General features: G+C 74.5%; 17 protein-coding genes. 5 read left to right on the forward strand and 12 right to left on the reverse strand.

Annotation, left to right across the window (positions count from 1 at the left end; genetic code table 11):
* Window positions 1-5: 5 nt before the first annotated feature.
* From flhA to ACWIYF_RS24265, 4 genes are all read left to right on the forward strand, one after another.
* Window positions 6-2,051: a flagellar biosynthesis protein FlhA gene (gene flhA, locus ACWIYF_RS24250; protein ID WP_448625380.1), complete on the forward strand. Its 2,046-nt coding sequence runs from the start codon at window positions 6-8 to the stop codon at window positions 2,049-2,051.
* Window positions 2,038-4,446 carry a hypothetical protein gene (locus tag ACWIYF_RS24255; protein WP_448625381.1) on the forward strand — a complete coding sequence of 803 codons (2,409 nt, stop codon included), beginning with the start codon at window positions 2,038-2,040 and terminating at the stop codon, window positions 4,444-4,446. The genes flhA and ACWIYF_RS24255 overlap by 14 nt, the downstream gene beginning before the upstream one ends.
* The gene (locus ACWIYF_RS24260) at window positions 4,443-4,676 is read left to right on the forward strand and encodes a hypothetical protein (protein WP_448625382.1); all 234 of its coding nucleotides are present in this window, start codon (window positions 4,443-4,445) and stop codon (window positions 4,674-4,676) included. Before ACWIYF_RS24255 ends, ACWIYF_RS24260 begins: the two co-directional genes overlap by 4 nt.
* A 136-nt stretch (window positions 4,677-4,812) precedes the next feature.
* Window positions 4,813-5,715: a type IV toxin-antitoxin system AbiEi family antitoxin domain-containing protein gene (locus ACWIYF_RS24265; protein WP_448625383.1), complete on the forward strand. Its 903-nt coding sequence runs from the start codon at window positions 4,813-4,815 to the stop codon at window positions 5,713-5,715.
* An 88-nt stretch (window positions 5,716-5,803) separates the two neighbouring features.
* Here the strand turns inward: ACWIYF_RS24265 and ACWIYF_RS24270 are convergent, their stop codons facing one another.
* From ACWIYF_RS24270 to ACWIYF_RS24300, 7 genes are all read right to left on the reverse strand, one after another.
* Window positions 5,804-7,099, reverse strand: a complete 1,296-nt coding sequence (locus tag ACWIYF_RS24270; RefSeq protein ID WP_448625384.1) for a PhoH family protein — start codon at window positions 7,097-7,099, stop codon at window positions 5,804-5,806.
* 233 nt (window positions 7,100-7,332) lie between these two features.
* Window positions 7,333-8,112, reverse strand: a complete 780-nt coding sequence (locus ACWIYF_RS24275) for an ABC transporter permease (protein WP_448625385.1) — start codon at window positions 8,110-8,112, stop codon at window positions 7,333-7,335.
* Window positions 8,109-9,110, reverse strand: coding sequence for an ATP-binding cassette domain-containing protein (locus ACWIYF_RS24280; RefSeq protein WP_448625386.1), 1,002 nt, complete (start codon window positions 9,108-9,110; stop codon window positions 8,109-8,111). The genes ACWIYF_RS24275 and ACWIYF_RS24280 overlap by 4 nt, the downstream gene beginning before the upstream one ends.
* 33 nt (window positions 9,111-9,143) lie before the next feature.
* Window positions 9,144-9,764: a PadR family transcriptional regulator gene (locus ACWIYF_RS24285; RefSeq protein ID WP_448625387.1), complete on the reverse strand. Its 621-nt coding sequence runs from the start codon at window positions 9,762-9,764 to the stop codon at window positions 9,144-9,146.
* A 41-nt stretch (window positions 9,765-9,805) separates the two neighbouring features.
* Window positions 9,806-10,135: a hypothetical protein gene (locus tag ACWIYF_RS24290; RefSeq protein WP_448625388.1), complete on the reverse strand. Its 330-nt coding sequence runs from the start codon at window positions 10,133-10,135 to the stop codon at window positions 9,806-9,808.
* A 4-nt stretch (window positions 10,136-10,139) separates the two neighbouring features.
* Entirely contained in the window at window positions 10,140-11,345 is a 1,206-nt protein-coding gene (locus ACWIYF_RS24295; protein WP_448625389.1) for a DUF885 domain-containing protein, read from the reverse strand.
* 12 nt (window positions 11,346-11,357) lie between these two features.
* A complete protein-coding gene (locus ACWIYF_RS24300) occupies window positions 11,358-12,137 on the reverse strand; it encodes an isoprenyl transferase (RefSeq protein ID WP_448625390.1) in 780 nt (259 codons plus the stop codon).
* 134 nt (window positions 12,138-12,271) lie between these two features.
* On the opposite strand from ACWIYF_RS24300, the gene trhA reads away from it, so the two are divergent.
* Window positions 12,272-13,087, forward strand: a complete 816-nt coding sequence (gene trhA, locus ACWIYF_RS24305; RefSeq protein WP_448625391.1) for a PAQR family membrane homeostasis protein TrhA — start codon at window positions 12,272-12,274, stop codon at window positions 13,085-13,087.
* A gap of 44 nt (window positions 13,088-13,131) precedes the next feature.
* On the opposite strand, the gene ACWIYF_RS24310 is transcribed toward trhA, so the two are convergent.
* The 5 genes from ACWIYF_RS24310 to ACWIYF_RS24330 are packed head-to-tail and all read right to left on the reverse strand — an operon-like array spanning window position 13,132 to window position 20,237.
* Entirely contained in the window at window positions 13,132-14,379 is a 1,248-nt protein-coding gene (locus ACWIYF_RS24310; protein WP_448625392.1) for a geranylgeranyl reductase family protein, read from the reverse strand.
* 21 nt (window positions 14,380-14,400) lie between these two features.
* The gene (locus ACWIYF_RS24315) at window positions 14,401-15,048 is read right to left on the reverse strand and encodes a maleylpyruvate isomerase N-terminal domain-containing protein (RefSeq protein ID WP_448625393.1); all 648 of its coding nucleotides are present in this window, start codon (window positions 15,046-15,048) and stop codon (window positions 14,401-14,403) included.
* A 17-nt stretch (window positions 15,049-15,065) separates the two neighbouring features.
* Complete coding sequence (locus ACWIYF_RS24320) at window positions 15,066-15,680, reverse strand: hypothetical protein (protein WP_448625394.1); 615 nt, start codon at window positions 15,678-15,680, stop codon at window positions 15,066-15,068.
* A 60-nt stretch (window positions 15,681-15,740) separates the two neighbouring features.
* A complete protein-coding gene (locus ACWIYF_RS24325; RefSeq protein WP_448625395.1) occupies window positions 15,741-17,735 on the reverse strand; it encodes a thioredoxin domain-containing protein in 1,995 nt (664 codons plus the stop codon).
* Between the two features lie 60 nt (window positions 17,736-17,795).
* On the reverse strand, window positions 17,796-20,237 hold the full coding sequence (locus tag ACWIYF_RS24330) for a heavy metal translocating P-type ATPase (protein WP_448625396.1): 2,442 nt from the start codon (window positions 20,235-20,237) through the stop codon (window positions 17,796-17,798).
* Window positions 20,238-20,391 lie beyond the last annotated feature (154 nt).

Here is a 20,391-nt window from a genome sequence, read left to right on the forward strand (position 1 = left end):
CCGACGTGAGCCGAGTGTCGAAGGTCGCCGTGCCCGTGGGCGTGGTGGCGATCGTGCTCATGCTCGTCGTCCCGCTGCCGGCGGCGGTGCTCGACCTGCTGCTCGGGCTCAACATCACCGCGTCGCTGCTGATCCTGCTGGTCGCGATGCAGATCAAGCGGGCGCTGGACTTCGCCGTCTTCCCGTCGCTGATCCTCATCGCCACGCTGTTCCGGCTGGCGCTGAACGTGTCGTCGACCCGGCTGGTGCTCACCGACGGCTACGCCGGCAAGGTCATCGAGGCGTTCGGCCACTTCGTGATCGGCGGCTCGCTGATCGTCGGCCTCGTGATCTTCGTGATCCTGACGATCATCCAGTTCGTCGTCATCACCAACGGTGCCGGCCGCGTGGCCGAGGTCGGCGCCCGCTTCACCCTCGACGCCATGCCCGGCAAGCAGATGGCGATCGACGCCGACCTCAACGCCGGCCTGATCGACGAGAAGACGGCGCGCAAGCGGCGCACCGAGGTCACCTCCGAGGCCGACTTCTACGGCTCGATGGACGGTGCCTCCAAGTTCGTCAAGGGCGACGCGATCGCGGCGATCATCATCACGCTGATCAACCTGATCGGCGGGTTCGCGATCGGCGTCATGCAGAACGGCATGGCGCCCGCCGACGCCGTCACGACCTACTCGCTGCTGTCGGTCGGCGACGGCCTGGTCTCGCAGATCCCGGCGCTGCTCATCTCGACCGCGACCGGCATCATCGTCACCCGCTCGGCCTCCGACAGCGACATGGGCAGCGACCTGCTCGGCCAGCTGGGCCGCTACAAGCAGCCGCTGCGCATCGCCGGCGGCGCGGCGGTGGCGCTGTGCCTCATCCCCGGTCTGCCGAAGCTGCCGTTCCTCCTCGTCGGCGGCCTGTTCCTGGTCATGGCCGCGCGCATGAAGGAGGCCCCGGTCGAGGACCCGGAGGCCGACGCGCTGGCGGAGGCCGCCGAGAACGAGCCCAAGCCGGACTCGCCGGAGGCGATCGCCGAGAAGATGCGGGTCGACCCGCTCGAGCTGGAGGTCGCCTTCGACCTCGTCGACCTGGTCGACAGCTCCCGCGGCGGTGACCTGCTCGACCGGGTCAAGGCGCTGCGCCGGAAGGTGGCCATGGACACCGGCCTGGTCATCCCGCTGGTGCGCACCCGCGACAACCTGGACCTGCCGTCGTCGCAGTACGTCATCTGGCTCAACGGCGTCCCCGCGGCCAAGGGCATGTCCCCCGCCGGCACCGTGCTGGCGATCGGCGACAACCTCGACGGGCTGCCGGGCAAGGCGACCCGCGAGCCGGTTTTCGGGCTGCCCGCCAAGTGGGTGCCGATAGAGCTGCAGCGCCAGGCGGAGATGTCCGGCGCGACCGTCGTCGACCGCTCCTCGGTCATCACCACGCACCTGGCCGAGGTCGTCCGGCAGAACGCCGCCGACCTGCTCGGCCGCGAGGACGTCAAGCTGCTGGTCGAGATGATCCGCCGCTCGCACCCGATCGTCGTCGAGGAGCTCACCCCGGCGCTGCTCACCCTGGGCGAGATCCAGCGGGTGCTGCACGCGCTGCTGGAGGAGAACGTCTCCATCCGCGACCTGGTGCGCATCTTCGAGGCGCTCTCGGTGCGGGCGAAGACGTCCACCGACCTCGACGGCCTGGTCGAGGCGGCCCGCTCGGCGCTCGGCTCGGCGATCAGCCAGCCCTACGTGACGGCCGACGAGCGGCTGCACGTCATGACCCTCGAGCCGGCCTTCGAGCAGCGGCTGCTGGAGTCCATCCGGCAGACCGACGGCGGCCAGGTGCTCGCCCTCGACGCCGGCACCGTGGACGCCCTCGTCCACGGCTGCTCCGGAATGCTGGAGGAGGCCGAGCGTTCGGGCCTCTCCCCTGTCCTGGTGTGCTCCCCGCAGGTGCGGGCCGCGCTGGCCCGCCTGGTGCGCCAGGTCCTGCCCAGGCTGCCGGTGATCTCCTACACCGAGGTGTCCCGGACAGCGCAGATCGAGTCGCTGGGAGTTGTGAGCGGTGCCGTTGCGATCCGTTGAGGCCGCCACGCGTGACGACGCGATCGCCGCGGCCCGTGAGCAGTTCGGGGCCACGGCGCGGGTCGTCGGCGTCCGGCGGGTGCGCTCGGGTGGGGTCCTGGGGTTCTTCGCGACGGAGCGCTACGTGGCCGAGGTCGACCCCGAGGTCCCGGCCCGCCCGGCGCGGCCGGCACCCGCCAGCGGCCCCGCCGCCTCCCTCGAGGAGCGGGCCCGCGCGGCCGCCGAGTCCATCGCCCGGTTCACCGCGGCCCAGGACGACAAGGTCGACGAGCTCGCCGGTCTGCTGGCGCCGGAGACCCCGGCGGAGCCGGTTCCGGTCTACACCCGCAGCGCCTTCCAGAAGGCCGCGGCGGAGAACGCCCGGAAGTCGGCCGCGGCCCCGGCCGCCAGGGCGGCGGCGAAGGCGACGCGCGCGTTCACCCCGGAACCGGTGACGCCGGTTCGGGAGTGGCCCACGGTGGAGACGGACGCCGAGGGACCGGTGGTCCCCACCCCCGGCGCGTCGGCGTCCCCGTCCCCCTTCACCGCGGCCCTGGCCCGCATGGTGTCGGGTGACCGTGAGGTGCGTCAGGCGGTCCAGGACGCCCTGCAGGAGACCGACGCCCTGCAGGAGACCAGGGACGACCGCGGCGAGATCGAGACCCCCCGACCGAACTGGGCGGCCATCGTCCGGGCGGCGGAGAAGTCAGCACAGCAGGGTGCGGCGCACCCAGAGGAGGAACCGGTGGACGAGCAGAACGAGCAGTCCCCGGACGTGCGCCCGATGGCCGTCCCGGCCTGGGCCGCGGAGCCCGCGGTGGCCGAGGCCGAGCCGCCGGCCGCCGCGGTCGCGTCGTCCTCCCCCCGGGAGGAGGTGATCGCCGACATCCTCCGGGCGGCCCTCGCGCAGGGGCAGTCGGACGAGGCGCTGGCCGACATCCTGCGGACCGTGCTCGCCGGGTCCTCGCCTGCCGCGGCATCGATGGGGTCGCCGGTGGAGACGCCCGTCGAGGCGCCGGCCCCCGAGCCGCTGTGGGCGGAGCCGGCGCCGGCCGAGCCGGTGTGGGCCGACGTCGCTCCCGACGCCGCCCACCTGGACATCGCCGCCGACGAGCCGATCTTCGCCGAGGTCGTGCTGCACGAGCCGGCCGCGCCGGTCGTCGAGCCGGCGCCGCCGGTCGTCGAGGCCCCGGTCGTCGAGGCCCCGGTCGAGGCCGTCGTCGTCGAGGCGCCGGTCGAGGCCGTCGTCGTCGAGGCGCCGGCCGAGGCGGTCGTCCCCGAGCCGGTCGTGTCCGTGGCCGCCGAGCTGGTCGCCGAGCCGGTGGAGGACGTCGTCGCCGAGATGCCGGTGGCGACCCTGGCCCGGACCGCCAGCGACCCCGCGCCGCTGCCGCTGGACGCCACGACCGTGATGCCCCCGCTGTCCCTGCTGCCGCCGCTGCCCTCGGCCCGCCGCGGTGGGCTGCCGCCGGTGCCGCCGGCCGCGTCCCGCCCGGCCGTGCCGTCGCCCGCCGCCGCGTCGCGGTCGGCCGCACCGGTCACCGAGCCGATGGCGTCGTCGGCGCCCGCCACCCCGCTGGCCACCGTGGTGCGCCTGCCCTTCGCGCCGCTGCCCGATGTCGACTTCGTCGAGCCGGCGTCGACCGAGGTCGAGGAGACCGTCGTGCCAGCACCCGCGCCCGCACCCGCCGCTGCCGAGCCGGCCGTGGTCGAGCCCGCCCCGCTGCCCGCCGTCCCCGCGCCCGTCGGCGACGTGGCGGCCCGGCTGGTCTCCGTCGGCATCCCCGCCGACGTGCTGGGTGCGGACTTCGCCGCCGCGGCCGCCACCCAGGGCACCTACGCCGCGCTGACCGCGGCGCTGGCCGCCCGGCTGCCCGTGGCGCCGGCCCTGCCGACCGGCCCGGGCGAGGTCCTGTTCATGGTCGGCCCGGGCGTGGAGACCCTGCGCGCGGCCCGCTCCCTGGCCGCCTCGCTGCGGCTCGACCCCGACCGCGTGCAGTGGGCGACCCGGGGCGACCTGGCCGCGCTGGCGCCGAAGGGCAGCCGGATGACCACGATCGAGGCGGCCATCGACCGGCGCCAGGACGCCGCGCGCGCCGGCACCATGACGATCGTCGCCGTGGACGCGCCGCTGCGGACCGACGCCTACTGGATGTCGCAGATGCTGGCGATCTGGGGGCCGTCGGCGGTGTGGGCGGTCGTCGAGGCGACCCGCAAGCCCGAGGACCTGGAGCAGTGGCTCGACGGGCTTCCCCGCGTCGACGCGCTGGTCGTGCAGGACACCGACCTGTCCGCCGACCCCGCCGCCGTCCTCGCGCGGGTCGACACCCCCGTGGCCCTCCTCGACGGCGTCCCGGCGACGCCGCACCGCTGGGCCTCGCTGCTGTGCGAGCGGCTGGAGACGCTGGAGGCATGAGTCCGCTCCGCTGGGACGTACTCGGGGTCGGGTTCGTGCTGGCCCTGCCGCTGCTGGCGCTGTACCTGCACGGTGACCTCACGGTCGAGGCCATGACCGGCCGCCTGCCGTGGTGCCTGGTCGCCGGCTACGTCGTCGTCGCGCTGCTGCGCTGGGCCGGGCGGCCGCGCGACGAGGCCCCGGCCGGGGCCATCGAGCCCGCCGAGCCCGAGCCCTCCCCGACCATCTAGCCATCGCTCCTGCGGTGTTGCTGCCGCTCCTGCGGTGATGCAGCACCGCAGGAGCGGGCAATGCACCGCAAGAGCGGCCGTCCACAGATGGGCCGGGAGCCGCGTGCGCGCAGGTGCGCCGCGCGAGGCTCGCTGCGTGACCGACCTGCTCCGCCGTTCCGATGCCCTCGCCGACGGGATGACCGACGGCGAACTCGCCCGGCTGGTGCGCCGCCGGGAGCTCACGCGGCTCCAGCGCGGCACCTACCTGCGGGACGCCGCGCTGTTGGCGGGAGAGGCGCGGCACGTCGCGGTGGTCCGGGCGACGGTCGCCGGCCTGCGGGTGCCGGGCGTGGTCAGCCATGTCTCGGCGGCGGTGCTGCACGGCCTCCCACTGTGGAACGTTCCGCTCGGACGCGTGCACGTCACGCGACGCCCACCGGCCCACGGCAGCGGTTCCCGTCGGGTGCACCTGCACGTCGCGCGACTGCCGGACGACGAGGTGACCGTCGTCGACGGCGTCGCGCTCACCGACCTTGCCCGGACCTCGGTGGACGTCGCCCGCACGCTGCCCTTCGAGCAGGCCGTGATCGTCGTGGATGCCGCGTTGGCCACACGGAAGGTCACCCGGGACGAGCTGATCGCCTGCCTGGACCGGCTCGGACCGGTCCCGGGTGCCCGCCGGGCCACCCGCGTCGTCGCCTTCGCCGACGGTCGCAGCGAGAGCCCCGGTGAGAGCCGCAGCCGCGTGCTCATGCACCGGCTACGCCTGCCGGCACCGGATCTGCAGTTGCGGGTGCACCGGCCCGACGGCAGGGAGGTGGCCCGCTGCGACTTCGGCTGGCCGGAGCAGCAGACGGTGGCGGAGTTCGACGGCCGGATCAAGTACGGCCGCCTGCTGCGCCCCGGCCAGGACCCGGGCGACGCCGTCTTCGAGGAGAAGCTGCGGGAGGACGAGATCCGGGACGGCGGCTGGAAGGTCGCCCGCTGGATCTGGCGCGAACTGGACAGCCCGCAGGTCATCGGCGACCGGTTGCGCCGGGCGTTCGCGCGCCGCTGACCGCACTCTTGCGGTCTTTCCACCGCTTCCGCGGTCGTGCAGTACCGCAAGAGCGCGCGGAAGACCGCAAGAGTGCGGCGGCACCCCCCTACAGCGGGAGGTCCTCCAGCATCTCGGTGACCAGGGCGGCGATGGGCGAGCGCTCCGAGCGGGTGAGGGTCACGTGCGCGAACAGCGGGTGCCCCTTGAGCGCCTCGATGACGGCGGTGACGCCGTCGTGCCGGCCGACCCGCAGGTTGTCCCGCTGCGCCACGTCGTGGGTGAGCACGACCCGCGAGCCCGACCCCAGCCGCGAGAGCACGGTCAGCAGGACGCCGCGCTCGAGCGACTGCGCCTCGTCGACGATCACGAACGAGTCGTGCAGCGACCGGCCGCGGATGTGGGTCAGCGGCAGCACCTCGATCAGCCCGCGGTCGGCGATCTCGTCCAGCACCGCCGGGGACACCAGCGCGCCGAGCGTGTCGTAGACCGCCTGCGCCCAGGGCGACATCTTCTCGCCCTCGGTGCCCGGCAGGTAGCCGAGCTCCTGGCCGCCCACGGCGTACAGCGGGCGGAAGATGACCACCTTCTTGTGCGCCCGCCGCTCCATCACCGACTCGAGGCCCGCGCAGATCGCCAGCGCCGACTTGCCGGTGCCGGCCCGCCCACCGAGCGACACGATCCCGATCTCCGGGTCGAGCAGCAGATCCAGCGCCACCCGCTGCTCGGCCGACCGCCCGTGCAGCCCGAACGCCTCCCGGTCACCGCGGACCAGGCGCACCTGCTTGTCCGGCGTCACCCGCCCGAGCGCCGACCCGCGGGAGGACAGCAGCACCAGCCCGGTGTGCGGCGGCAGCTCGGCGGCGCCCGGGGAGAAGACCTCCCCCGACTCGTACAGCGCGTCGAGCTCGGCGTCCTCCAGCGACAGCTCGGCCATGCCGGTCCACCCGGCGTCGACGGCGTCCAGGACCCGGTACTCGTCGGTGTCCAGGCCGACCGCCGCCGCCTTGACCCGCAGCGGCACGTCCTTGGTGATCAGGCAGACGTCGCGGCCCTCGGCCCGCAGGTTCAGCGCCACGACCATGATCCGCGAGTCGTTGCTGTCGTTGCGGAAACCGGCCGGCAGGACGGCGGCGTCGCTGTGGTTGAGCTCGACGTGCAGCGTGCCGCCGACGTCACCCACCGGGACCGGCGCGTCGAGCCGGCCGTGGGCGACTCGCAGGTCGTCGAGGATCCGCAGCGCCTGACGGGCGAACCACCCGAGCTCCGGGTGGTGCCGCTTGTCCTCCAGTTCCCCGATCACGACGAGCGGGAGCACGACGTCCGCGTCGCCGAAGCGCAGCAGCGCGCCGGGGTCGGACAGCAGGACGGAGGTGTCGAGGACGTACGTGCGGCGAGTACTCACGAGTCGACTCCCGTGGGGCGCGTGCTGCGCCCCGGCTCGAAGGTGACCGGGTCCCGGCACAGGAGCCGGGCACCGGCCCCCCTGGTCGACGAACTCGTCAGCACCAACCGGGCCTCCCGTGGACGGCGAGGTGAGCTCGCCCTCCACCGCCGACGGTAGAACCGGCAGGTGACAGAAGCGTGACGAGCAGGCGGCGTGTCCCCCCTCCGAGGGACCCATCCGCCTCACTCGTCTCAGCTGGACTCGCGCTTGAACCGCCGCACGCCGAACCACCAGCCCAGCACCGCCAGCGCGAGGGTCAGGCCGAGCCCCCACCAGGCGGTCGGGGTCGAGTAGTCGCCGGCGAAGAACGACCGCGCCCCCTCGACGATGTGCTTGAAGGGGTTGACATCGCTGATCCCCTGCAGCCAGCCCGGCGCGAGGCTCATCGGCAGCAGGATCCCCGACAGCAGCAGGATCGGGAAGACGACGGCGTTGAGCAGCGGCGCGAACGCGTCCTCGCTCTTGAGGGTCAGCGCCAGCGCGTACGACACGGCCGAGAGCGCCGCCCCGAGCAGGCCGACCACCACCAGGGTCAGGACGACGCCGACGAACGGTGCCCGCAGCCCGAACGGCAGCGCCACCAGCACGAGCACGATGCCCTGCACCAGCAGCACGATGACGTCGCGCAGCACGCGGCCGAGCAGCAGCGCCGTCCGGCTGGCCGGGGTGACCCGCTGGCTCTCGATGACGCCGGCCCGCCACTCGGCGATCAGCCCGAAGCCGACGAACAGCGCGCCGAACATGCCGACCTGGACCAGGATCCCCGGCACGAAGATCTGGTAGGCGTTGCCGGCGGCGCCCAGCGAGCCCGACAGCGGCTCGAGCAGCGGCCCGAACAGCAGGATGTAGAGCACCGGCTGGGTCAGGCCGATGACCACCCACGCCGGGTTGCGCAGCGACAGCCGCATGGCCCGGGCGAAGATCGTCCAGGTGTCGCGGGGCACGCTGCTGCCCATCACGGGCAGGGTCATCGCAGGGCTCCTTCCGGCTCGGGGACTTCGGCGGACGGTGACGGCGCCCCTTCCTCGCGCAGCGACCGGCCGGTCAGCTGCAGGAAGACGTCGTCCAGGCTGGGCCGGCGGCTCTCGATGCCGGCGACCTCGACGCCGGCGGTGTCCAGCTCGCGGACCAGGCGCACCAGCGCCGCGCCGCCGTTGGGCACGCGTCCGACGACGCGGTGGTCGGCCACCTGCGGCTGCTCCGCGCCGGGCAGCGCGCCCACCAGCCGGGCGACCTCGGCAGCCGCGGCGGCGTCGGCCACGGTCACGGTGAGGACGTCGCCGCCGACCCCGGACTTGAGCTCGTCCGGCGTCCCCGACGCGACGATCACGCCGTGGTCGATGACGAGGATCCGGTCGCAGAGGGCGTCGGCCTCGTCGAGGTAGTGGGTGGTGAGGAAGACCGTCGTCCCCCGCTCCTCCCGCAGCGCCCGGATGTGCTGCCAGAGGTTGGCCCGCGCCTGCGGGTCGAGGCCGGTCGTCGGCTCGTCGAGGAAGACCAGCCCCGGCTGGTGCACCAGGCCCATCGCGATGTCGAGCCGCCGGCGCTGCCCGCCGGACATCGCCTTGGGCTTGCGGTCCCACAGCCCCTCGAGGTCGAGCTCGGCGAACAGCCGCTGGCCGCGGGCGGTCGCATCGGCGGTGCTCATGCCGTAGAGCCGGGCGTGGTCGACGACCTCCTCGCCGGCCAGCGCCTCGGGCTGGGTCGAGCCGCTCTGCGAGACGTAGCCGATGCGCCGGCGGACGCCGACCGGGTCGGCCAGCAGGTCGCAGCCGGCCACCGTCGCGTTGCCGGCCGTGGGCACGAGCAGCGTCGTCAGCATGCGCAGGGTGGTGGTCTTGCCGGCGCCGTTCGGCCCCAGGAAGCCGACGATCTCGCCGGCCGCCACGTCGAGGTCCACGCCGTCGACGGCGCGCACCTCCTGCTTCTTCTTGCGGAACGTGCGGACGAGTCCGCGGGCGTGGATCACGCGCGGGAGTATTCAACTTTGACTAGAAGGGGGTCAAGCCGTTTTCTCGGGCGGCAGATCGGCCAGGACGGCGGGCGGCCACACGCCCGCGTGGGGGCGGTCCGGCGCCCCCTCCTCGCCCGCGAAGCGGTAGTGGCCGGCGTCGATGCGGGCGCAGACGTCGCGCACCCAGGAGCGCTCGCCCGCCACCCACGCTGCGATGGCGTGGAACAGCTCGACGGTGCTGGCCGGCGCCATCCGCGACGACTCCACGCTGCGCACCGCCGACGCCATCCCCGACACCGTCGCCTCGAGCACCAAGTCCCGGGCGCGCAGGGCCTCCCGCACCTCGGCCCGCGGCAGCGTCGTGAAGAAGCACAGTCCGGCGAGCAGCCGGCTCGGGTCCCCGGACTCGGGCTGGCGCAGAGCGGTGCCGAGCAGCCGCTGGTACTCCACCTCGCCGTCGGCGGTGAGCCGGTAGGACACCGGGTCGCCGGGCAGCTCCTCGAGCAGGCCGTGCGCGGTCAGCGTCCGCAGCCCCGAGTAGATCGACCCCGGCTTGACGTGCGCCCAGTCCTCCACCTGCCAGCTCAGCAACTCGCGACGCAGCAGGTACCCGTGGACCGGCTGGAAGATCCGGACCGCCCCGAGCAGGAGCAGCCGCGTGGTCGACATGCGCCCACTGTGCCCCGCCGCAGGCCGTGCGGACAGCGGGCTCACTCCTCCCGGCGATCCCGGGGGACGTCGGGCAGCCACGGCAGCTCGCGGGTCGGCGGCAGCTCCCGACGCGGCCGGCGCGGCTCGGGTGGCTCCCGGGGCTCCCGCGGCTCCGGCGGCCAGCGCTCACCGGCGTCCTCCCTCCGGACGGCGGGCCGCCCGCCGCGCGGCCGGACCGCCACCAGCGCCCAGAGCACGGGCACGAGCAGCACCGGCCACTGCACCGCCAGGTCGCCGAGCCACAGCAGCAGGACGAGGAGCAGTCCGAACAGCCACGCCGCCGTCCACAGCCCCAGGACGCGGGCCTGCCGCGGAGTGCGCCGCGCCATGAGCTCAGGCGGCCCGCAGCTCGCCGGCCACCACCGCGGGCGTCAGCGGCTCGTCGAGCAGCCGGAGGAACCGGTCGGCCACCGGCTGGCCCGCCGGCCGGGCGGCCAGCCAGCGGGAGAGCAGGTCGAAGCCCTCGACGTAGGTGGAGATGTAGGCGCGCCACAGCGGATGGGTCAGGAACCGCAGCTGCTGACGCGCGCGCTCGGTGCTCACCAGCGACCACCGCTGGAGGAACGCCACCACCTCGTCGGCGTCGGCGCCGCGGTCGTGCAGCAGGATCGCGGCGTCCTGGCGGACCCGGTTCAGCGGCGCGGCGGCCGCGGTCACCCGCTCGGCGAGGTCGCCGTCCAGGCGCAGGCCCAGGTCGGCCAGGATCTCCGCCGCCCACGGCCCCCAGCCGTCCCCGATCGACGCCTCGACGCCGAGGTCGGCCAGCCCCTCGGCCATGAGGCACTCCGGGGTGTTGACGAGGAAGACGGTGTGCTCGGGCCGGTCGGCCAGCTCGACCAGGCCGAGCTCCTTGCGGCAGTGCTCGGTGTGGTGGCCGGGATAGGACTCGTGCGCCACCAGGTGCGGCAGCTGGCCGAGCCGGTGCGGCAGGTCGGCGTTGATCGCCACCCGGGAGCGGAAGGCGCCCTCGTAGTAGTTGAACCCCGACCACGGCTGGTCGGTGACGACCTCGTACTTGACGGTCTCGGCGTCGGGCAGGCCGTAGGCGAGCCGGACCCGGTCGCGCAGCGCGCTCGACAGCGCGTGCACGGCCTCCTCGAGGCGGTCGGGCGGGCACTCCTCCCGGCGGCGGTGGACGGCGTAGCGCTCGGCCAGCGTGCCGGTGCCCGGCAGCAGCGCCTCCAGCTCCGCGTGCGCGGCCGCGTAGACCGCGGGATCGCCCAGCTCGACGTCGACCTGGAAGTAGGCGGCCACCTCGTCGAGGAAGGCGACCGGCTCACCGCTCATCTTCCGCGCGGTGCACTCCAGGCCGGTGAGCTGTCCGCGCAGGAACGCCGTCCGGTCGGCCGGCAGGTCGGCGGAGTCGAGCTCGTGCAGCAGCCCGCGGGCCTGGTCGCGAAGGCCCTGCGGGGTCGGGGCCGGCTCGTCGACGACCTCGGCGCGGATGCGCGGATCGCCGGTGTAGGCGTCGACGAAGCCGGACTCCAGTCGGTCGAACCGCAGGCCCAGCCGCACGTACTCGAGGGGGACGTCGACCATGCCGCGAGTCTGTCAGCTCCCGAACCGGCGATGTCTCGCGGAGTAGTCGCGCAGCGCCCGCAGGAAGTCGACCCGGCGGAAGTCGGGCCAGTAGACGTCGGTGAAGTAGAACTCCGCGTGCGCGGTCTGCCAGAGCAGGAAGCCGGAGAGCCGCTGCTCGCCGCTGGTGCGGATGATCAGGTCGGGGTCCGGCTGCCCGCGGGTGTAGAGGTGCTCGGCGATGTGCTCGACGTCGAGCACCTCCACCAGCTCGTCGAGGCTCGTGCCGCGCTCGGCGTGCTCGGCCAGCAGCGAGCGGACGGCGTCGGCGATCTCCCGCCGTCCGCCGTAGCCGACGGCCAGGTTGACCGTCGCCCCCGGCCGGTCCCGGGTGAGCTCCTCGGCCTGCTTGAGGACGGCGACCGTCTCGGCCGGCAGCAGCTCCAGCGCACCCATCGCCCGCAGGTGCCAGCGGCGGTGGACGGCGGAGAGGTCCTCGACGACCCCCTCGATGATCCGCAGCAGCGGCACGAGCTCGGGCTCGGCGCGGGACAGGTTGTCCGTGGAGAGCAGGAAGATGGTGACGACCTCGACGCCCGCCTCGTCGCACCAGCCGAGGAAGTCGACGACCTTGTCCGCACCCACGCGGTGCCCGGCGTTGACGTCGTCCAGGCCGATCGAGCGGGCCCAGCGCCGGTTGCCGTCGATGATCACGCCGACGTGACGGGGGATGTCCGCGCCCTCGAGCGCCCCGGCGAGGCGCCGTTCGTACACCCGGGTCAGTACGTCGCGGACCCTCTGGCGCGCCCCCACGGGGGTCACAGTAGGCCCCGCCGGGTCCGTTCCCCGGCATGCCCCGCGACCTCGGCCGATGCCGCCGGCGGGTGGCAGCAAGCTCACAGCCCGCTCGTGGTGCCGACCGACCTACGGATTCGTAACCTCGGTGCATGAGCGTTCTGCCCCCTGACCAGGAACCCGTCCGGGTGGAGGCCGACGAGGCAGAACTGGAAGCGCCGCGCGGGCAGGCCGTGACCGCCGTCCTCGAGGAGGGCGAGCAGGTCGAGCGGACGTGGACCGCCGCCGACTTCGCTGACGACGACTGGGACCACCCCGACACCCGCCCGCGGCTGCGCGGCTGGCTGCACCTGTTCGCGTTCTTCGGCGCGATCGCCGCCGGCGCCGTCCTGGTCCCGCTCGCCTCGGTGCTCGGCGCCCGGGCCGGCTTCTCGGTGGCCGTCTACTGCCTGACGATCTGCGGGCTGTTCGGCATCAGCGCGCTCTACCACCGCGGCCGCTGGTCACCGCGCGGCTGGAAGATCATGAAGCGGCTCGACCACTCGATGATCTTCCTGTTCATCGCCGGCACCTACACGCCGTTCTCGCTGCTGGCGGTCGACCAGCCGGCCGGCTACTGGGTGCTCGGCATCGTCTGGGCCGGCGCACTGGCCGGCGTCACGCTCAAGCTGAGCTGGCCCACCGCCCCGCGCTGGGTGGGCGTCCCGTTGTACATCGGGCTCGGCTGGGTCGCCGTCTTCGTGCTCACCGACATCCTGCACATCGCCGGGGTGACGTCGCTGGTGCTGCTGGCGGCGGGCGGCGTCCTCTACACGCTCGGCGGCGTGGCCTACGCGATGAAGAGGCCCAACCCGTGGCCCGGCGTCTTCGGTTACCACGAGGTCTTCCACGCGATGACCATCGTGGCCGCGATCTGCCACTACATCGCCGTCTACTTCGCGATGTACAACTCCCCGTTCGTCGCGTGACGCGCTTTTTCGGGCTGAAGCACCGTGCATTTGCCCGAAAAAGCTCAGGTCCAGGGTGGGCGGGCGTCGCGGCGGGTGGACCAGGCCCCGGCCCGGCGCCACACGCGCGCGACGACGTCGGCGTCCTCCTCGGTGACCAGGTTGCCCATGACCCGCAGCGCGATCGTCATCAGCACCCGTGAGCGCATGCCGACCGGTCCCGCCGCCGGCAACAGCCGGGGCAGCGTGAGCAGGCCGGCCAGGCGGCGGGCGATGGAGAACGCCGCCCCGTAGTTGCGGCGCAGGACGGCCGGCCACGCCTGCGACCAGTCCTCCTCGTCGAGCAGCCCGGCCAGGTCGCGGCCGGTCTCCAGGCCGTAGTCGATCCCCTCGCCGTTGAGCGGGTTGACGCAGCCGGCCGCGTCGCCGACCAGGGCCCAGTTGCGCCCCGCGACGCCGGACACCGCCCCGCCCATCGGCAGCAGGGCGGACGCCGGGGCGCGGACGTCGCCGTCGAGCTGCCACTCCTCGCGACGGCTCTCGGCGTAGGCCCCCATCAGCGTGCGCAGCTGCACACCGGCGGGACGCTTCCCCGTCGCCAGCGTGCCCACGCCGATGTTCACCTCGCCGTCGCCGAGCGGGAAGACCCAGCCGTAGCCGGACAGCAGCTCGCCGTCGACGCCGCGCAGCTCCAGGTGCGAGGAGATCCACTCGTCGTCGCTGCGGCCCGAGCGGATGTAGCCGCGCGCCGCGACCCCGTACGCCGTGTCGCGGTGCCACTCGCGGCCGAGCACCCGGCCCAGCGGGGAGCGCGCGCCGTCAGCGACGACCAGGCGCTCGCAGCGGATCGTCGTCCGGTCGTCGCCGCGCTCGAGGACGACGCCCGTCACGCGGTCGCCGTCCCGCTCGACGTCGACGGCGCGCGCGCCCTCCACCGGGACGGCGCCGTCGGTCAGGGCCACCTCGCGGATCCGGGCGTCGAGCTCGGTGCGCGGCACCGCGCCGCCGTGGTCGGGCAGCGAGCCGCCGGGCCAGGGCAGCAGCAGCTCCTGGCCGAACCCGGCCGCGCGCAGACCCCGGTTGCGGCCGCGTTTGCGCACCCACTCCCCCAGGCCGAGCAGGTCGAGTTCGGCGATCGCCCGCGGGGTGAGCCCGTCGCCGCAGGCCTTGTCGCGCGGGAAGACCGCCGCGTCGGCCAGGACGACGTCGCGCCCGGCCCGCGCCGCCCAGGCGGCCGCGGCCGAGCCGGCCGGCCCGGCGCCCACGACGAGGACGTCGGTGGAGGTCGGCTCGGCGGCGGCGCTGGCTGGCACGCGCCCCAGTGTTCCCGACGTTCAGCCGAACAGCGGGATCCGGTCGGCGAGCGCGCCCAGCTCGGCACGGTCGGCGCCGGACAGCGGCTCGCGGCCGGTGGCCCGGCGCGCCGCGGTGGCGTCGTCCCACCCGGCGGGCAACGGCCCGCCGAGCAGGCCCTCGAGCACCCGGCGCACCTCCGCCAGCGGCGCCTCGGCCGGTCCCGGCCGGTCGAGGTGTGCGATCAGGTCGAGGTGGTGGATCGCGGCCTCGACCACGTAGTGCGACAGCTCGTCGGCGACGGTCATCGCCGCTCCCTGACCGCGGACGACGTCGGTGGGCCGCACCCGCTCCGCCGCGACGAGCACCGCCGCGCAGGCGTCGGCGTGCCGGCGGGCGAGGTCGGCGATGTCCTCCCGGACGCCGGCCGCGATCACCGCGTCCTCGCCGTCGTGCGGTGACGGCCGGCCCGGCCGCCAGTACTCGACGGCGTCGGTGTCGGCCGGCCCCACGGCCGGGCTGTTGAGGTCGACCAGCGCGCGGTGGGCGTCCTCGACCAGGTGGAAGGCGAGGTCGAGGACGCGCCACCCCCGGCACCCCGACGGCCGCCGGCTCTCCTCCTCGGTCACCGACTCCAGGACGGCGGCGAGGTCGCCCAGCGCCGTCCGCAGCACTGCCAGATCGGCCATGCCGGCAGCGTCGCAGGTCAGGTCAGATTCGGCCCGCGGGAGCGCACCTCCTCGACCGAGGCCATGGCGTCGCGCAGCTCGCCCAGCCACTCCTCCGCGTGCTGGCCGACCAGCCGGACCGCCCAGGCCAGCGCCTCGGAGCGGGAGCGCGCCACCCCGGCGTCGACCAGGGTGTCGAGCACCAGCCGCTCGGGCTGCCGGAGCCGGGTCATGACGGGCACCGACAGGTTGGTGAACACCTCCCGGTTGTCGCCGCAGACCGCGCCCCACGCGACCGACCGGCCGTAGCGCTCCTGCGCGGCGTCGTGGATGGCCATCCGCTGCTCGCGGGTCTCCTCGCGGAACCGCGCGATCCGGCCGGCGCGCGCGGCGGCCGGATCACCCTCGCCGGCCTCCGGCTCGGCCAGCGTGCCGATCACGGTGATCTCGTCGCGGTCGATGACCAGCTCGACCGGCCCGGTGAACCAGCCATCGGGCAGCCGGCCGGCCAGCCATCCGGCGACCTCGGCGCGGTCGACCGGCGGCGACGACTCGGCGCCGCGTCCCCGGCCGCCGAACCCGCGGCCGCGGCCGCCCCAGCCGCGGCCGAACTCCCGGCCGAACGGGCCGCCGGCGAATCGATGTGCGTGCATGACACCCTCCCGGCATCCGTGTTGATTACACAGTTACACGGTAAGCCGGGTGGATAGGGGTCAGGAAGGGGCCATCGCTGCGCTCAGAGCGGACACGTCCGTGACCGGCGCGGAGCAGACGAAGCCGCGGCAGACGTAGGCGGCGGGTCGGCCACCCACCAGCGGCCGGTCGGCGAGCAGCGGCACGCCCGGGGTGTCCGGCTCACCGACGACGACCACCGCACCGGGACTGGTGGACGCCCGCGCCGCCGCGGCGAGCGCGTCCCGCTCCGGCCCGGCCGGCCCGCTCACCGCCACCTCCAGCGGCCCGGCGAGCAGCGCCTCCCCCACCGCCGCGGCCCAGCCGGCCGCCCGCGGCGCCCGCTCCACCAGCCGGGCCAGCCCGGCCAGCGCGGCCTCGCCCAGCTCCCGATGCCGCGGCGACCCGGCGAGCGCGCCGTAGCTCACGGCGGCGCCCGCCGCGGCCGCGACCCCGGCCGGCGTCGGGCCGTCGGTCGGGTCGTAGGGCCGGTGCACCAGGGCCTCGGCGTCGGCTGCGGTGTCGTGCCAGCCGTCGGCGTCCACGAACTGCTCGGCGACGACGTCGAGCAGGTCCCCGGCCAGCTCCAGCCACCGGCCGTCGGCGGTCGCCTGGTGCAGGGCGAGCAGCCCCTCGGCCAGGTCGCCGTAGTCCTCGAGCACGCCCGCCGGGGCACCGGCGACGCCTTCCCGGGAGACCCGGCGCAGCCGCCCGTCGACCCAATGCGTCCCCGCCAGGAGTTCGGCGGCGCGCCGGGCGGCGGCGATCGACTCCGCCGAGCCGGTGAGGACGCCGTGGTCGGCCAGCGCCGCGATGGCCAGCCCGTTCCAGGCGGTCACCACCTTGTCGTCGCGGGCTGGCTGCGGCCGCCGCGCCCGCGCCTCGAACAACCGGCGCCGGACGTCGGCCAGCCGGTCGGCGTCCTCGGGGTCGGCGAGCAGCTGCAGGGTGGAGCTGCCGTGCTCGAAGGTGCCGGCGGCGGTCACCCGGAAGACCTCGGCGGCCCACCGGCCGTCGTCCGCACCGAGCACCTCGACGAGCTGGTCCGGCGTCCACACGTAGGTGAGCCCCTCCACCCCCTCGGTGTCGGCATCCAGCGCCGAGGCGAAGCCGGCCTCCGGGGTGGCGAGGTCGCGCAGCAGGAAGGCGGCGGTCTCGTCGGCGACGCGGCGGGCCCAGCCGTCGCCGGTCGCCCGCCACAGGTGCGTGTAGGCGCGCAGCAGCAGGGCGTTGTCGTAGAGCATCTTCTCGAAGTGCGGCACCACCCAGCCGGCGTCGACCGAGTACCGGGCGAAGCCGCCGGCGAGCTGGTCGTAGATGCCGCCGCGGGCCATCGCCTCGAGGGTGCCGCGGGCCATCCTCAGCGCGCGGTCGTTCCCGGTGCGGGCGGAGTGGCGGAGCAGGAACTCCAGCACCATCGACGGCGGGAACTTCGGCGCGGTGTCGAAGCCGCCGGCGCGCTGGTCGTAGCTGCCCTGGAGAGCGTCGACCGCCCGGTCCAGCAGCTCCGCCGACAGGGGTGCGGGCTCGAGCTCGAGCCGGTTGGAGATCGCGGCGGCGACGCGACCGCCGGCGGTCTCGACCTGGTCGCGCTGGGTCCGCCAGGCGTCGGCCATGGCCGTGAGCAGCTGCCGGAAGGCCGGCATGCCGTGGGCCGGCCGGGGCGGGAAGTACGTGCCGCAGTAGAACGGCCGGCCGTCCGGGGTGGCGAAGACGGTCATCGGCCACCCGCCGTGCCCGGTCAGCGCCTGGGTGGCGGTCATGTAGACGTTGTCGACGTCCGGGCGCTCCTCTCGGTCGACCTTGACGCAGACGAAGTTCTCGTTCATCTGGGCCGCGGTCGCCTCGTCCTCGAACGACTCGTGCGCCATGACGTGACACCAGTGGCAGGCGGCGTAGCCGATGGAGATCAGCAGCGGGACGTCGCGCTCCCGGGCCTCGGCGAAGGCCTCCTCACCCCACTCCCGCCAGTCGACCGGGTTGTCCGCGTGCTGCAGCAGGTAGGGGCTCGTCGCGCCGGCGAGACGGTTCGGCATGCATCCCACATTCCCTCACCGGTGCGCGCGCGAACGAATGCTGGGAACCCGCCTCCGGGCTCAGCGGGACACCGGCTGCGGAGTGGTCGCTGTGGTCGCGGTCGCCGCGGGTGCCTCTGGGGCGGGCAGGGGGAGCCGCTTGAGCAGCAGGGCGTTCACCGCGACCAGGAAGCTCGAGCCCGACATCGACAACGCGGCGATCTCCGGCCGTAGCACGAGCCCGAAGGCCGGCTCGAACACGCCGGCGGCGATGGGCAGCGCGATCGCGTTGTAGCCGACGGCCCAGCCGAGGTTCTGCCGCATCTTGCGCAGCGTGCCCCTGCCGATGGTCAGCGCGGTGGGCACGTCGAGGGGGTCGGAGCGCATGAGGACGACGTCGGCGGTCTCGATGGCGACGTCGGTGCCGGCGCCGATGGCGATGCCGAGGTCGGCCTGCGCGAGCGCCGGGGCGTCGTTCACGCCGTCGCCGACCATCGCGACCCGCTTGCCGGCCCGCTGCAGCTCGGCGATCTTCGCGGCCTTGTCGCCGGGCAGGACCTCGGCGATGACGGTGTCGATGCCCAGCTGGCCGGCGATGCGCCTTGCGGTGGCCTCGTTGTCTCCGCTGAGCATGACCACCTCCACACCTGCCTCGTGCAGCGCGGCCACCGCGGCGGCCGAGGTCTCGCGCGGGGCGTCGGCCAGCGCGAGCACGCCGGCGGCGCGGCCGTCGACGGCGACCAGGACGGCGGTGCGGCCACCGTCGGCCAGCTCGTCCCGGCGCGCGCCGAGCGTCCCCAGGTCGACGCCCTCGTCGGCCATCAGCTTGGCGTTGCCCACCAGTACCCGTCGTCCGGCCACCTCGGCGGCCGCCCCGTGGCCGGGCACGTTGCGGAACCCGGTGGCGGTCAGCGCCGGCACGTCGAGGTCGTCGGCGTGCCGGGCCACGGCGGCGGCCAGCGGGTGCTCCGACTCCCGCTCCACCGCCGCGGCCAGGGCCAGGACGTCGCCGGCGTCCATCCCGTCGACGACGAGGTCGGTGACCTCCGGCTCGCCCTTCGTCAGTGTGCCGGTCTTGTCCAACACCACGGTGTCGATCCGGGCCGAGACCTCGAGTGCGGTGGCGTTCTTGAACAGCACGCCCCGCCGGGCACCCAGGCCGGTGCCGACCATGATCGCCGTCGGGGTCGCCAGGCCGAGCGCGTCCGGGCAGGTGATCACCACGACGGTGATCGCGAACAGCATCGCCGTGGCGAACGAGGCCCCGGCCAGCAGCCACACCGCCAGGGTGAGGCCGCCGCCGAGGAGCGCGACGAGCACCAGCCAGAACGCGGCCCGGTCGGCCAGCCGCTGACCGGGCGCCTTCGAGTTCTGCGCCTGCTGCACCAGCTGGACGATCTGCGCCAGCGCGGTGTCGGCACCGACCTTCCTCGCCCGCACCCGCAGCGTGCCGGTGGTGTTGACCGAGGCGCCGATGACCTCGGCGCCGGGCGCCTTGTGCACCGGCAGGCTCTCGCCGGTGACCATCGACTCGTCGACCTCGGAGTCGCCGTCCTCCACCGTCCCGTCGACGGGGATCTTCGCGCCCGGCCGGACCAGCAGCAGGTCGCCGACGACCACCTCGACGGTGGGCACCTCCACCGGCTGCCCGTCGCGCAGCACCACCGCACGCGGCGGCGCCAGCTCCAGCAGCGCGCGGATCGCGTCGTTCGCCCCGCCGCGGGCCCGCATCTCGAACCAGTGCCCGAGCAGCACGAAGGCGGTGAGCACGGTGGCGGCCTCGTAGAACACCTCGCCGCCCCCGGTCAGCGTGATGACGAGGCTGTAGATCCAGCCGGCGCCCACCGCGACGGCGACCAGCACCATCATGTCCAGCGTCTTCGCCCGCAGCGCCCGCCAGGCGCCGTCGAAGAAGATCCAGGCCGAGTAGAAGATCACCGGCAGCGACAGGACCAGCGAGAAGACGTCGTCGCGCAGGCCGAACGGCGCGGGCGCGGTGAAGCCGAGCACCTCCCGGCCGATCGGTGACCACAGCAGGATCGGGACCGACAACAGCGCCGCCACCAGGAACCGGTTGCGCATGTCGCGGACCATGTCGTCCATCGACATGCCGGCGTGGTGCCCGCCGTGGCCCATCGCTTCCTGCGGGGTCATCCCGGCGTGACCGCCGGGTCCCGCCTCGTGGCTGCCGTGCTCGTGCGGCGCTCCCCCGGTGTCCGCCGCCGGCCGGTGGCCGTCGTGGTGGCCGGCCGGGCCGTGGGGCTGCGGCTCGACCGCGGGGTCGCACACGTGCTGGGGCACCGACTGTCCGGCGCAGTGGTAACCGCAGTCGCGGATCCAGGCGGCGAGGTCGGCCACCGAGGTCCGCGTGGGGTCGTAGGTGACCGTCGCTGTCTGGGCAACGGGGTTGGCCTCGACGCTCAGCACGCCCGGCCGGCGGCCGAGCACCGCTTCGGCAACCGACTTCTCCGACGCCCAGTGCACACCGGCGAGCTCCATGACCACCGTCTGTTCCGTCGGCACTGCCACTCCCTCCGTCGGAACCGGATGACCGCGCGAACAACAGTACCCCCAGGGGGTATTCCGCCGATGTCGCAGCCCGGACCTGGCGCCCGGAAGCGGCTGCTGCCGGGCCTCGGCCCGGACGGTCCGTAGACGGCTGGTCCCGGGCCGCCCC

The organism is Geodermatophilus sp. URMC 64 (assembly GCF_053502555.1).